The 12,299-nt window shown below is 53.9% G+C and carries 11 protein-coding genes; 4 read left to right on the top strand and 7 right to left on the bottom strand.

Annotated elements, in window-relative coordinates:
- Positions 1 to 15: 15 nt before the first annotated feature.
- The 3 genes from ppk1 to CPA50_RS17995 all read right to left on the bottom strand — a co-directional run bounded on the left by ppk1 (position 16) and on the right by CPA50_RS17995 (position 3,738).
- The gene (gene ppk1 / locus CPA50_RS18005) at positions 16 to 2,157 is read right to left on the bottom strand and encodes a polyphosphate kinase 1 (protein WP_096783927.1); all 2,142 of its coding nucleotides are present in this window, start codon (positions 2,155 to 2,157) and stop codon (positions 16 to 18) included.
- Positions 2,158 to 2,227: 70 nt separating this feature from the next.
- Entirely contained in the window at positions 2,228 to 3,244 is a 1,017-nt protein-coding gene (hemB, locus tag CPA50_RS18000) for a porphobilinogen synthase (RefSeq protein ID WP_096783926.1), read from the bottom strand.
- A gap of 272 nt (positions 3,245 to 3,516) precedes the next feature.
- Positions 3,517 to 3,738 (bottom strand): hypothetical protein, encoded by a 222-nt coding sequence (locus CPA50_RS17995; protein ID WP_096783925.1) that lies wholly within the window; start codon positions 3,736 to 3,738, stop codon positions 3,517 to 3,519.
- A gap of 269 nt (positions 3,739 to 4,007) precedes the next feature.
- Here CPA50_RS17995 and CPA50_RS17990 point away from each other — a divergent pair, with 269 nt between their 5' ends.
- The 3 genes from CPA50_RS17990 (at position 4,008) to CPA50_RS17980 (ending at position 6,815) form a co-directional block, all read left to right on the top strand.
- Positions 4,008 to 4,640, top strand: coding sequence for a TetR/AcrR family transcriptional regulator (locus CPA50_RS17990; RefSeq protein WP_096783924.1), 633 nt, complete (start codon positions 4,008 to 4,010; stop codon positions 4,638 to 4,640).
- Between the two features lie 2 nt (positions 4,641 to 4,642).
- On the top strand, positions 4,643 to 6,334 hold the full coding sequence (locus tag CPA50_RS17985; RefSeq protein WP_096783923.1) for an acyl-CoA dehydrogenase family protein: 1,692 nt from the start codon (positions 4,643 to 4,645) through the stop codon (positions 6,332 to 6,334).
- A gap of 133 nt (positions 6,335 to 6,467) precedes the next feature.
- On the top strand, positions 6,468 to 6,815 hold the full coding sequence (locus CPA50_RS17980) for a DUF503 domain-containing protein (RefSeq protein WP_096783922.1): 348 nt from the start codon (positions 6,468 to 6,470) through the stop codon (positions 6,813 to 6,815).
- A 153-nt stretch (positions 6,816 to 6,968) separates the two neighbouring features.
- Here the strand turns inward: CPA50_RS17980 and CPA50_RS17975 are convergent, their stop codons facing one another.
- Together CPA50_RS17975 and CPA50_RS17970 are read right to left on the bottom strand one after the other, a co-directional pair.
- Positions 6,969 to 7,457 (bottom strand): hypothetical protein, encoded by a 489-nt coding sequence (locus CPA50_RS17975; protein WP_143750767.1) that lies wholly within the window; start codon positions 7,455 to 7,457, stop codon positions 6,969 to 6,971.
- Between the two features lie 73 nt (positions 7,458 to 7,530).
- Complete coding sequence (locus tag CPA50_RS17970) at positions 7,531 to 8,070, bottom strand: hypothetical protein (protein ID WP_096783920.1); 540 nt, start codon at positions 8,068 to 8,070, stop codon at positions 7,531 to 7,533.
- 392 nt (positions 8,071 to 8,462) lie between these two features.
- Between CPA50_RS17970 and panP the strand changes: the two genes are divergently transcribed.
- Entirely contained in the window at positions 8,463 to 10,130 is a 1,668-nt protein-coding gene (panP, locus tag CPA50_RS17965) for a pyridoxal-dependent aspartate 1-decarboxylase PanP (protein WP_096783919.1), read from the top strand.
- Positions 10,131 to 10,281: 151 nt separating this feature from the next.
- On the opposite strand, the gene CPA50_RS17960 is transcribed toward panP, so the two are convergent.
- Positions 10,282 to 10,548: a hypothetical protein gene (locus tag CPA50_RS17960; protein WP_096783918.1), complete on the bottom strand. Its 267-nt coding sequence runs from the start codon at positions 10,546 to 10,548 to the stop codon at positions 10,282 to 10,284.
- Between the two features lie 97 nt (positions 10,549 to 10,645).
- Positions 10,646 to 12,205 (bottom strand): inorganic phosphate transporter, encoded by a 1,560-nt coding sequence (locus CPA50_RS17955; protein WP_096783917.1) that lies wholly within the window; start codon positions 12,203 to 12,205, stop codon positions 10,646 to 10,648.
- Positions 12,206 to 12,299: the final 94 nt, after the last annotated feature.

The following is a 12,299-nucleotide window of genomic DNA, read 5'->3' as shown; positions in this document are numbered from 1 at the left end:
CTCCGTCTGAAAATGTCAGGATTTTCCCGTCAGGCGTTCAAGCAACACCAACTGCGAGGCGAAACGTTCTTCTCCTTCGCCCGGCTGGTTTTGAATATAACTTCCATCCGGTTGTAAAACCCATGACTGGCAATTGTCTGCCAGGTAGGTATCCAGATCTTCGCGCACCCGTGCGATCAATTCCGGATCTTCAATGGGAAATGCAGTCTCAACCCGATTCAGCAGGTTACGCTCCATGCCGTCTGCACTTGAACAGTAAACATCCGGCTTTCCATTATTACCAAAACAATAAATCCGGGTATGCTCCAGAAAACGCCCCACAACAGACCGCACCCGAATATTATCGGAAAGTCCCGGCACGCCGGGCTTCAGGCTACAAATACCACGCACAATCAAATCGATCTGCACGCCCGCCTGAGAAGCCCGGTAAAGCGCCTTGATCAACTGAATTTCTGTCAACCCGTTGATCTTGATGACAATCCGCCCTTTTCTACCCAGTGCGGTTTCACGCTCAACCAAACCAAGAAGGCGGGTAAGGAGTGTAAACGGCGCATGAAATAATTTCTTTATTTTCAGCGCCTTACCCATACCAGTCAACTGCTGGAACAGTTTATTCACATCGTCGCCGATCGACTCGTCACACGTCAGAAAACTGTAATCAGTGTAAAGGCGCGCATTCGCAGCATGATAGTTACCAGTTCCCAGGTGCACATAGCGGCGCAAGCGCCCCTCCTCACGGCGTACAATCAGGATCATTTTGGCGTGGGTCTTATACCCCACAACACCGTACACCACAATAACACCGGCTTCCTGCAACCGGCTTGCCAACTCAAGGTTCTCGGCCTCACTGAATCGTGCCCGCAGCTCGACAACAGCCGTTACTTCCTTTCCTCGACGGGCCGCATCAGCCAGCGCCTCAACGATCTCCGAGTTAGCACCGGTACGGTAAAGGGTCTGCCGAATCGCAAGAACCTGCGGATCCTTTGCTGCCTGGCGCAACAGATCAACTACCGGGCTGAAATTCTGGAAGGGGTGGTGCAGTAAAATAGGCCGCTTCCGGATAGCATCGAAGATAGTTTCTTTGCTTCGGATCGACCGGGGGATAGACGGCGAAAAACCAGCGTAAGTCAGATCGGGACGATCCACCAGGCTGGTAACTGCCATCAAACGGGTAAGATTCACAGGGCCGTTTACCTGGTATAAATCCCGCGCCCCCAGACCAAACTCCGTCAACAGGAACTGCACCAGTTCCTGCGGGCAATTGTCCGCAACTTCCAGCCGCACACCGTCGCCAAACCGGCGGCTGAGAAGCTCTCCGCGCAGGGCTGACGCCAGATCTTCCAAATCATCCTCCAACTCCAGATCGGCGTTGCGGGTGAGACGGAACTGATAACAGCCTTTGACTTCCATACCCGGGAAAAGCTCATCTGCATGGGCGTGGATCATGGAAGACAGGAACACCAGGTTCTCCCCGCCATTGCAAATCTCATCCGGCAGGCGCACCAGCCTCGGCAGTGAGCGCGGCGCAGGCACGATGGCCATGCCGGTCTCCCGCCCAAAAGCATCCTTGCCATCCAGTTCAACAATAAAGTTCAGACTCTTGTTCACCAGACGCGGGAATGGATGTGATGGGTCCAGGCCGATAGGACTGACCACCGGCAGAATTTCATCTTCAAAATAATTACGCACCCACTCCGCCTGTTCCGGTGTCCACTCCCGACGCCGCACAAAGTGGATGTTCTCTTTCTCCAACTCCGGAATCAGGACATTGTTGAGAATGTCGTACTGCTCGTTGATGTACTCATGGGCAACACGACTGATCTCATTCAACGCCTGTTCCGGGATCATGCCGTCGGCACCAACCGTCTCCCGGCCGTATTTCATCTGCTGACGCAGGCCAGCTACCCGTATTTCAAAAAACTCATCCATGTTACTACTGAAAATGCAGCAGAAAATCAGACGGTTAAACAGCGGGTGAGCAGTATCAAGCGCCTGTTTCAACACCCGGTAATTGAACCGGAGCTGGCTCAGCTCACGATTAAAGTAATTCTCACTGGCGTCCAGATTGATCACTTCACCCGCTGGGGGAACATCCACTGAGGCCGGAACGATCTGCTCTCCGTCCGCCTTCCGTTTACTGGTAATGTCAGTTGTCATGGCCCTTCCGTTCCTGTGTGGTTCGCCCCGGAGGCATTTTCCGGCAGCGGGTGACTAACGTAATACAGTTTCAGCGCGTCTGAGCCCGCATCAATCGTGCAGCCCGCACTGCAAAGTAAGTCAGAATTCCGTCTGCGCCAGCACGGCGCATAGCCATCAGGCTTTCCATCATGACTGTGTCACCATCAAGCCAGCCATTCTGCTCCGCTGCCATGTGCATGGCGTACTCGCCGCTGACCTGGTAAACAAATGTCGGCACCTGCAACTCGGTTTTCACCCGGTGCACGATATCCAGATAGGGCATGCCCGGCTTGATCATCACCATATCCGCGCCCTCTGCCAGATCCATCATCACTTCATGAATCGCTTCATTGCTGTTGGCCGGATCCATCTGATAGGTGGCCTTGTTACTCTTGCCCAGGTTTGCTGCAGAGCCGACAGCATCCCGGAACGGCCCGTAATAGCCGGATGCGTACTTGGCAGAGTAGGCCAGGATGCGGGTATTCACATGCCCAGCAGACTCCAGCGCTTCACGCATGGCGGCAACACGGCCGTCCATCATATCGGAGGGCGCAACGACATCAGCACCTGCCTCCGCATGAGACAGGGCCTGCTTTACCAGGGCTTCCACAGTAATATCGTTCAACACGTATCCATCGTCGTCGATGATGCCATCCTGACCATGGGTGGTGAATGGATCCAGTGCTACATCGGTTATCACGCCCAGCTCCGGATAAGCCTTTTTTAATGCCCGGACTGCCCGCTGCGCAAGCCCCTCAGAATCCCAGGCACCAGAGCCGAACAGGTTTTTCCTCTCCGCAGGGACAACGGGAAACAAAGCTATTGCGGGAATGCCCAGCTCAACCAGTTCTGCAGCCTGCTCAACCAGAAGATCAATACTGACGCGGTCCACGCCAGGCATGGACGGCACCTGCTCGCGCTGCCCCTCACCCTCAAGAACAAAAACCGGATAGATCAGGTTATCCGGCGTCAGTTGGTGTTCCCTCACCAGGCGGCGAGAAAAATCACTGGCCCGATTACGACGCAGACGGGTAGCCGGAAAGGCACGGGGAGTTGATAAGGGCACTGAAAACCTCCTGAATGACACTGCTATAGAGTTGGATCAAAAATCCCGGCGGCATGGCCATTGCGGCGCCGCTTACCCCATCATACACCTCCGGGGCGGCCGGTTGCAGGCTGCCAACAGACGCAAGTGCGGGCCCTTGCCCACCAAAAGTAACAGGCAGGCAGAATGTAACAACAGCGACTGTGATTACAGGAGGGACAAAGGAAAGCCTGAAAACAGGCTTTACAATAATGGTCGGGGCCTGCAACAACCCCGGCCTGCACAGACAGTGATCAGAGAGAGCGATTGTTAAAGTCCGTCTCAACCTTGCGGGGGGAGTCTGCACGGAAAGATGTCGCAACTTCCTGGATTCTGCCCCCCTGGCTCAGAAATGTTTCAATATCCCGCTGCAACTGCTCCCGTACCCGCGCCCGACCTGTGATCGAATGGGCATCGCTACTCTCGTTAACCCAGCTCCCGGATTGCTCCAGGTTGCTTTCGTCGAACTCACTCATATTTTTCTCCATCAACGAAAACACTATTACAAGTGCCGCGCCCCAGAGTAAGGTACAGCACCTAACCTCGACCCGCCGCTACTGCGGCCCTGTCTAGAGGCCTTTATAATCCGCTTTCCATTACAGCGCTATTTCCCGCCAATATATTTTTTGTGAATTTTTGTAACCGTGCGTAGAATGTTGATTTTTATTAATAATATTTGCTACCTGAAGATATGTTGCTTTAATTAAAAGAATGAATAATGATTCATTGATTGGAGAGAGCCGGAATGGCCTACCGTGAAACGGAAAAAATGCGGCATCGCAAAACCGCCGCGCGTCAACAGATTGCCAATTGCACTTTTCAGTGCGTGGCAGAAGGGGGCTTCCGTAATGCGAAAATTACCCGTATTGCACAGCTTTCAGGCGTGGCTACAGGAACGATTTACAGGCATTTCAAGTCAAAAGAAGACTTGTTTGCGGAAATATTCCGCCAGGCGACACAGCGCGAAGTGGACAAAGTAGCGGAAGCTCTGGCAACACCGGGAAATGCAATAACGCGACTGGAAAGTGCACTGAGACAGTTTGCCGAACGTGCAATGAAAGCCCCGGTGATTGCATGGTCACTCATTGCCGAGCCGGTGGACCCGAAATTAGAAGAAGAGCGGCTGGCCTACCGGGAAGCCTACGCCACTCTGTTTGAGCAAGCGATTCGTGAAGGCATCGAGGAAGGGTGCATTCCGGATCAGGATGCACGCCAGAGCAGCACCTGTCTGGTAGGCGCCATAGCGGAAAGCTTTGTCGGACCGCTGTCACCAAGGCAGGCCGGACAGGTAGCCGCAGGTGAAACCAACAACAACGATTCGCTGGTCAACACCATCATCCGCTTTTGCATACAGGGGTTGACCGGCACCAGGAGGTAGCTATGAATACCCCGCCCCCCATATCTTCCAAAGATCACGGCGATCGTTACCTGGCGATCACTCATGAAGTCGTCAATCAGCCTCCAGCGCTGGAGAACTACAATCTGTATGACGAGGATATTGCGCTTCAGGAAGCTGTGAAGCGTGAGGGCGCCACAACTGCGGAAAGCGACCTGAAAGCCTTCGGCGCACTTACCGGCAGGGCAGCAACCATCGACCAGGGTTTCCAGGCCAATAACAACAAGCCGGTGTTCAACACCCACGACCGTTTTGGCCACCGCATCGATCAGGTGGATTTTCACCCTTCGTATCATGAACTGATGAGTACCGCCTTCGAGAACGGACTGCACAGCAGCCCCTGGACAGACCCCGGCAAAGGCGCGCACGTCACCCGCGCAGCAAAGTATTACATGCACTCTCAAGTAGAAGCTGCACACTGCTGCCCGGTCACCATGACCTTTGCCGCCATTCCGTCTATCCGTAAACAACCGGAACTGGCAGCCTTATGGGAGTCCCGCGTACTGGCCAACAGCTACGACCCCCGCAACGTTCCAGATACAGAGAAAAGCTCGGTAACCATCGGCATGGCGATGACCGAAAAACAGGGTGGCAGCGACGTGCGCGCAAACAGCACTATGGCCTACCCCGCAGAAAACAGTGGCCCTGGCCAGGCTTATGAACTGGTAGGTCACAAGTGGTTTGTCTCCGCCCCTATGTGTGACGCCTTTCTGGTACTGGCTCAGACCTCCCGCGGCCTGTCCTGCTTCCTGATGCCACGCTGGCGCCCGGACGGCAGCAAAAACCCATGGCAGATACAGCGCCTGAAAAACAAAATGGGCAACGTCGCCAACGCATCCAGCGAAGCAGAACTGCGCGGAGCTCTGGCATGGATGATTGGTGAAGAAGGCCGTGGAGTACCCACTATCATAGAAATGGTAGCCATGACCCGCTTCGACTGCATGATCGGCAGTTCTGCCGGAATGCGCCAGGCTGTGGCTCAGGCCTCACATCACTGCCGCCACCGCAGCGCCTTCGGCAGCCGCCTGAGCGATCAGCCTCTGATGCAAAACGTACTTGCCGACCTGGCTCTGGAAAACGAAGCGGCCCTCGCTTACACCCTGCGAATCGCCCGTTCGCTGGACAACCAGGATCAGGAACACGAGCGTCTGCTGGCCCGTCTTGCTACTCCTGTAGGCAAATACTGGATCTGCAAACGCACACCTAACCACGCCTATGAAGCCATGGAATGCATCGGAGGCAGCGGCGTGATGGAAGACTGCATAATGCCCCGCCTGTTCCGGGAATCTCCGGTCAATGCGATCTGGGAAGGCAGCGGAAACGTCCAGTGTCTGGACACCCTCCGTGCCATCCATAAAGAACCGGAAACCCTGGAGGCGTTCTTCCATGAAGCGTCCGAGGCAAAAGGTGCAGACCGCCGCTTTGACCAGTTCCTTGTGCAATTGAAGAATGACTTCACCGGCACCAGCGACCTAGAGTACCGCGCCCGCAACCTGGTCGACCGGATGGCGCTGGCCATGCAGGCATCCCTGCTATTGCGCAACGCCAACAAAGCTGTGGCAGACGCCTTCTGCGCCTCCCGCCTGCAATCCAATGGCGGCATGAACTACGGGAACCTGCCATCCGGCACCGATACAGCGGCTATTATCAAGAGGGCTACGCCTGTAGTAGGCTAAACAAAACCTACTAGCAGCTTAGGGGTGCAAATGGGGCGCAGCTTCTGAAACTGTGTGGACTCCCCCTGAATTGTCCGAGAACCGGCGAGGGCAGACTGCCTTCCCCGGTTCCTGCACCCAAATCGGAAGAACCATGTCTGAAGCACTGAGAAAACTACTCAAAGAAGGCAACGCACCTCAACAACATGCCGCGATAACACCCCACGTAGGCGTACTCACCCTACACTTCCAACTCTACGGCTGCGAAGACCTCAAAGCCAAACGCAAAGTCTTCACCCCTCTGCGCGCCACATGGGGCAGAGAACCGGACCTGGCCGTAGCAGAAACCGCCGATCATGAAGCCCTGGATTGCGCGACCTGGACAATCGCTGCCCTTGGCACATCCTCACAGCTGATCACCCAACGTCTGGACCAGATCGAAAAAGCCATTCAGGAAAAAATCGACGCGGCGATACTTGACGTCCACAGGGAACTTATTTAATCACACGACTCAGGCCCCAGAGTTCAAAGGCAAATCCAGCATAGTCTTCGTTAGGATTACGAGACAGTGAAAGCTTGCAGTAGCCGAGACCAACAACTGGGGGAGCAGTGTCAGCCCCCCACATATAACCAAAGACCTCGCTGCTGCAGACTTTTAGTGTCGGCTTTCCTCAATAAAGGTATTGATATACGAAACATGCTTGCCAGCACCAAACAACTTGAGAACCCTTCTGTCGTCACACAAGGATACCGAATCAACCCATACGGCAGTAAACCATTTGCCGGTCATCAGGAATGGCTGGGAACACTCTACATAACCCTGATTATGGAAATGTTCAGCCCACAGCTTATTCGCGACATAAGAGCCAGAAAGCATCCCGAAAACGCCGACAACAAGTAACAACGCCACTACTTTGTTCAGTTTATCAGACACTTCTTTTACAAAAGCCTTACCTCGAATCGCAACAACGACCCCACACATACCAAATAGAGCAAGCCCCATATAGGCGATCGGGGCAAGATACATAGCTGTAATTCCTGTATCTTCCAGAAGGATAGGTGCTCCCGCCTGGATAGCCTCAGCATAGTCTCTATGGTTGACCCAAAGGGCCCAGACAGATAAGGCTGTCAGACCAATACCCATTCCTGATACAAGCACCCCCCCCAAAATGCAATGGGACGATTGATAGGGGGCAATGAACCACTACTCGCACCCATCACCAACCACCAAAACGACGAATAAAATCGAGGTTACCGCGCGTGCTACCGAAATAGTAATTGGCCTCTCTCCGGATCTGCTCAACACTTCTTCTATTTTCTTCCATAGCCGTAGCCCATGACTCTTTATGTTGAATCAGCGCATCGGCGAGTTTCTCGGTTAAGCCCAATTTATTATCCACCATGTTAAGAAGCATGGCTGCGGCAAAATAAGCAGCTCCCGCAGTAATAAAGCCTTTCGCAATGTCCGTCGCTATGTGGGCCAGCATCGCCTCCATCTTTTTCAGTTCATCGGTAAAAAGCCACTCCAGAGTTCTCACAGCTGGACTGAGGATCAGTGTCAGGACTGCACCGGTTTTTAATGCCCCCTTTGCTGCTGCTTGCCCTATCCCCATTTTGATGACTTTCGGGTTTCCTACGCCATAAACCGGTGCTGTCAGATACCTTCTCAAACCGGCATATCCAGAAAGCACAATAAAGTTCTTTCCCTGGCGATGAATAACACGATAAGTCCCGAACAAAGCGCCTGAGCGATGCATATCGGCTCCAAGCCTTGCCAGTACAATAGAAGAAGAAACAGTACTCGTGTGGTCGCGGATGGCCCCCAGACCCGAGATAGCAACGCTTCAGACGATATAGTAACAACCGAATATACTTCCCGATTTGATAGAGCATGCCATCGTGCTGAGGGCGATCCAAACTCCGAACACAGGAAATCGACACGGCCTTACTCGACATTCACATAGAAATTCTCTGACAAAGCTCTGTGGCACAACATTACAGCAGCCCGTATACTACGCCACCTCAAGGATGCCAGTGAGCCTGAAAGCAACAGGCGACAAGTAACCAATGCCGGGAACCAAACCCCGGCTGTATCCGTCGGGTATCCGGAACCGACCCTGCGGATGACCACTGACTGTGTGTGGTATCTATGACCGGTAAGAAAAAATCCGCCCAGGCTTCAGTCGAAGCAATGTACCGCGTGTTCACCGTGCCAGAGGCACCGGAGTCCACACTTAGCCGGGTTGACCAAGACATTTCCCGCAATCTTGCAGGCTTCCTGCAGGAGCATATCGTTGCGGTTGAACGGGACCTGGCAGACGTCGAGAAGAATTTCTCAGACTATGCTATCCCGGAAAAGCCCGTGTTTGTGTCCGAACAGGCCCAGTTTCTGCTCGACAAGCTTGTTGCCAATTCGGTTCATACCGCTTCACCAGCTTTTATCGGCCACATGACCTCAGCGCTGCCATATTTCATGTTACCGCTGTCCAAAATCATGATCGCCCTGAACCAGAACCTGGTAAAAACGGAAACTTCCAAAGCGTTTACACCTATGGAACGCCAGGTTCTCGGCATGATTCACAGGCTGGTATATCAGGAAGACGGCGCTTTTTACCGGAAGTGGATGCACGACCCCCGCTATGCCCTCGGCGCCATGTGCTCCGGTGGCACCGTCGCCAACCTGACAGCACTCTGGGTAGCCCGAAACCGCGCATTCCCCGCTGAAGGCAGCTTCCGCGGCCTGCATCAGGAAGGCCTGTTCCGCGCACTTAAATACTATGGCTACGAGGGCGCGGCTATCGTGGTCTCACGCCGTGGTCACTATTCTCTGGGAAAGGCTGCCGATGTATTAGGCCTTGGCCGCGAGTCACTTGTAGCTGTAGATACCGACGATAACAACCGGATCCAGACCGATGCCCTGCGCGACAAATGCCTGGAACTGCAGAAACAGAAAATCAAGATCCTGGCAATCTGTGGCGTAGCCGGCACCACCGAAACCGGCAACGTAGACCCCCTTGATGCCATGGCGGATATTGCCCGGGAATTCCGCGCTCATTTTCACGTGGATGCTGCCTGGGGTGGACCTACACTGTTCTCCAGAACCTATCGTCACCTGCTGCGAGGCATAGAACAGGCGGACTCCGTCACCATCGATGCCCATAAGCAACTGTATGTTCCTATGGGCGCCGGTCTGGTTGTGTTCAAAGACCCGAGCCTGGCTAGCGCAGTTGAGCATCACGCCCAATACATCATCCGGAAGGGCTCCCGGGATCTGGGCACAACAACACTGGAGGGCTCCCGCCCTGGCATGTCCATGCTGATTCACTCTGGCCTGAAAATTCTTGCCCGCGAGGGCTACGAGATCCTGATTGACCAGGGCATCGAGAAAGCGGCCACTTTCGCTGACATGATTGAAGCGCAGCCAGACTTTGAACTGGTTACCCGGCCCGAACTGAACATTCTTACCTACCGTTACTGCCCGGACGACGTGCAGCAGGCTCTCGCTTTGGCGGATCCGCTCCAGGCGGAAAAACTCAATGCCTGCCTGAACAGCGTTACCAAGTTTATCCAGAAAACCCAGCGCGAGCGGGGTAAGGCATTTGTTTCAAGAACCCGACTGGAACCCGACTGCTACTACAATTTCCCGTGTATTGTTTTCCGGGTTGTGCTGGCAAACCCGCTCACAACACCAAAAATCCTGGCTGACATTCTGGAAGAACAGCGTGAACTTTCAGGAGAAGAAGGGATTCAGGACGAGATCAGAATATTGCATCAGATGGCAGACGCTGTGCTTAAGCAGGATCGGAAGCAGGCCTGACGGAATATAACTCCCAAGATCCGGTGAGCGGGGTGGGGCCGGTTTCGGAAACCGTGCGGAGCCATGGATGGCGGAGCCGAGCGTACAGGGAAGTATTCACAGCGTGCTTCTGAAACCGGCCCCGCCTCGCTCACTCCATCGAGCACTTAACTCAGTAAAGCGCCTCTTCGTCGTCCAGCACTTCGTGAATAATATCCAGGAACATGCGATCCGCTTCGCTCCACTTTTCCGGAATACGGATAGTTGTGTTAGCGCTGATTTCCCGGGCAATCAACTCATCGGAATCCGCTTCTTTGCGATACTTGCGAGCAATATCTACAGACTTTACTGCTATCGTCGGATCGCTCAGCACTTTCTTGATGAACACCCGCAGTTCATCAATCACCCTGGCCTGACGGCTTTCAACCGGTGTACTCATACCTCACCCTCCGGACAAATGAATTTTCTGGGAGCATTCAACTCCCGCAACTTATGCACAGTATGACCAAACCCGCGTGCTACAGCCAGTCAGTACGTTAAATCAAAAGCCCGCGCAAAGTGAAGAACAGAATAGCAGCCATAACTGCTGACGCAGGCACGGTTATAATCCAGGCTGCGGCTATGCGCGCCAATTGCGAACGCTTGACCATTTCTTCTTTATAGATCTTCTTCAGGCGCTTGCGATCCGACTTGGACAAGGGCACCTGTTTCTTTTTTCTGGCTTGTTTCAGAAGACCTTCCATTTCCTCCACAGACGCATTGCGAAAATCATCAAGGAATGGTTTGAGGCGCGCCCGGTCAACCTCGTCGCGCTCCTCCATGATCTTGTGCAACTGGGTAGCGTAGTTGGATTTCAGGTATTCACGCAGGAAGCCCACGCCGAAAACACCACCAATGGCAATGTGTGTAGAGCTCACCGGCAAGCCTAGTTGCGAGGCGAGAATAACCGTCAATGCAGCCGAAAGGGCTATACAGAACGCACGGGTTTTATCCAGCTCGGTAATCTCACTACCTACGGTTCTGATCAGGCGCGGGCCAAACAGCATAAGCCCTACCGTCAGGCCCAGGGCACCCACCATCATAACCCACAAAGGAATACTCGAAGACGTGGCGACCCCACCATTGGACAATGCGTCGTTAATCGCTGCAAGCGGGCCAATAGCATTTGCTACATCGTTTGCACCGTGGGCAAAGCTCAACAAGGCGGCGGCGAAGATCAGCGGCCAGGTAAACAACGCATTCACCCCACTGGTGCTGTTTTCCATCGTGGCGGCACGCCGGGCAGTAAGGGTCCGCACGATTACAAATACAATCACCGCAGCAGCCAGGCCCACCAGAGAGGCCGTCAGAAAATCAACCTTGATGATCTTTTTTACGCCCTTGACCATCAGGTATGTCCCGAACGCCCAGGCCATTATGGCTACCAGCCAGGGTACGAATGTACGAGCGGCAGGCACTACATCTTTCCGGTAGAGCACCGTTTTTTTGATGATAAACAGCAACAAAGCCGCCAAAGCACCGCCCAGTACAGGGGAGATAACCCAACTCGCGGCAATCTTGCCCATAACCGCCCAGTCGGCAATACCCCAGCCACCCGCAGCAATGCCTGCACCAAGCACGCCTCCTACAATGGAGTGCGTGGTGGATACCGGCGCGCCCATCCAGGTTGCAAGATTTAACCAGAGAGCTCCCGCCAGCAATGCAGCTGTCATCAACCAGACAAAAGTGTGCCCATCTTTCAGATTTGTCGGGTCAATAATGCCGCCCTTGATGGTCGACACTACATCGCCACCGGCAATCAGCGCACCGGCCGACTCGAAAACACCGGCCAGAAGAACGGCGGCCCCCAGCGACAAAGCCCCTGAGCCGACCGCCGGGCCAACATTGTTCGCAACGTCATTGGCACCTATATTAATAGCCATATAGCCGCCGATAACCGCGGCTGCCATCAACAGTGCATTGTTGGGAAGACCAGCACTGAAGGAACCTACAACCAGCCAGACGCCCAACAGAAAAAACAGGCTGAACCCGACTCGATATCGTTCCGTAGAGCTGCTGGTAAGAAGAGTTTCCAGGAATCCTCTTGAACGGGCCATAGCTGAAAAGGTCTCATTTGGTCTGAATGGAGAGCGAACCGATGTGTTGCGCGCAACTATAGAATTTTTGACTTTAAATTGAAACAAATGTGCA

Origin of the sequence: Marinobacter sp. ANT_B65 (assembly GCF_002407605.1) — a bacterium.
Taxonomy (GTDB): Bacteria; Pseudomonadota; Gammaproteobacteria; order Pseudomonadales; family Oleiphilaceae; genus Marinobacter.
Note: the sequence above shows the minus strand (reverse complement) of the source record. Positions and strands in the feature narration are given on the sequence as shown.

What these genes read in the sequence shown, in the direction of transcription:
- ppk1 (WP_096783927.1), bottom strand. Translation starts at nt 2,157, where the DNA reads ATGACAACTGACATTACCAGTAAACGGAAGGCGGACGGAGAGCAGATC.
- CPA50_RS17980 (WP_096783922.1), top strand. Translation starts at nt 6,468, where the DNA reads ATGTCTGAAGCACTGAGAAAACTACTCAAAGAAGGCAACGCACCTCAA.
- CPA50_RS17955 (WP_096783917.1), bottom strand. Translation starts at nt 12,205, where the DNA reads ATGGCCCGTTCAAGAGGATTCCTGGAAACTCTTCTTACCAGCAGCTCT.
- CPA50_RS17990 (WP_096783924.1), top strand. Translation starts at nt 4,008, where the DNA reads ATGGCCTACCGTGAAACGGAAAAAATGCGGCATCGCAAAACCGCCGCG.
- CPA50_RS17975 (WP_143750767.1), bottom strand. Translation starts at nt 7,457, where the DNA reads ATGGGTATTGGTCTGACAGCCTTATCTGTCTGGGCCCTTTGGGTCAAC.
- CPA50_RS17985 (WP_096783923.1), top strand. Translation starts at nt 4,643, where the DNA reads ATGAATACCCCGCCCCCCATATCTTCCAAAGATCACGGCGATCGTTAC.
- CPA50_RS17970 (WP_096783920.1), bottom strand. Translation starts at nt 8,070, where the DNA reads ATGCATCGCTCAGGCGCTTTGTTCGGGACTTATCGTGTTATTCATCGC.
- panP (WP_096783919.1), top strand. Translation starts at nt 8,463, where the DNA reads ATGACCGGTAAGAAAAAATCCGCCCAGGCTTCAGTCGAAGCAATGTAC.
- CPA50_RS17960 (WP_096783918.1), bottom strand. Translation starts at nt 10,548, where the DNA reads ATGAGTACACCGGTTGAAAGCCGTCAGGCCAGGGTGATTGATGAACTG.
- CPA50_RS17995 (WP_096783925.1), bottom strand. Translation starts at nt 3,738, where the DNA reads ATGAGTGAGTTCGACGAAAGCAACCTGGAGCAATCCGGGAGCTGGGTT.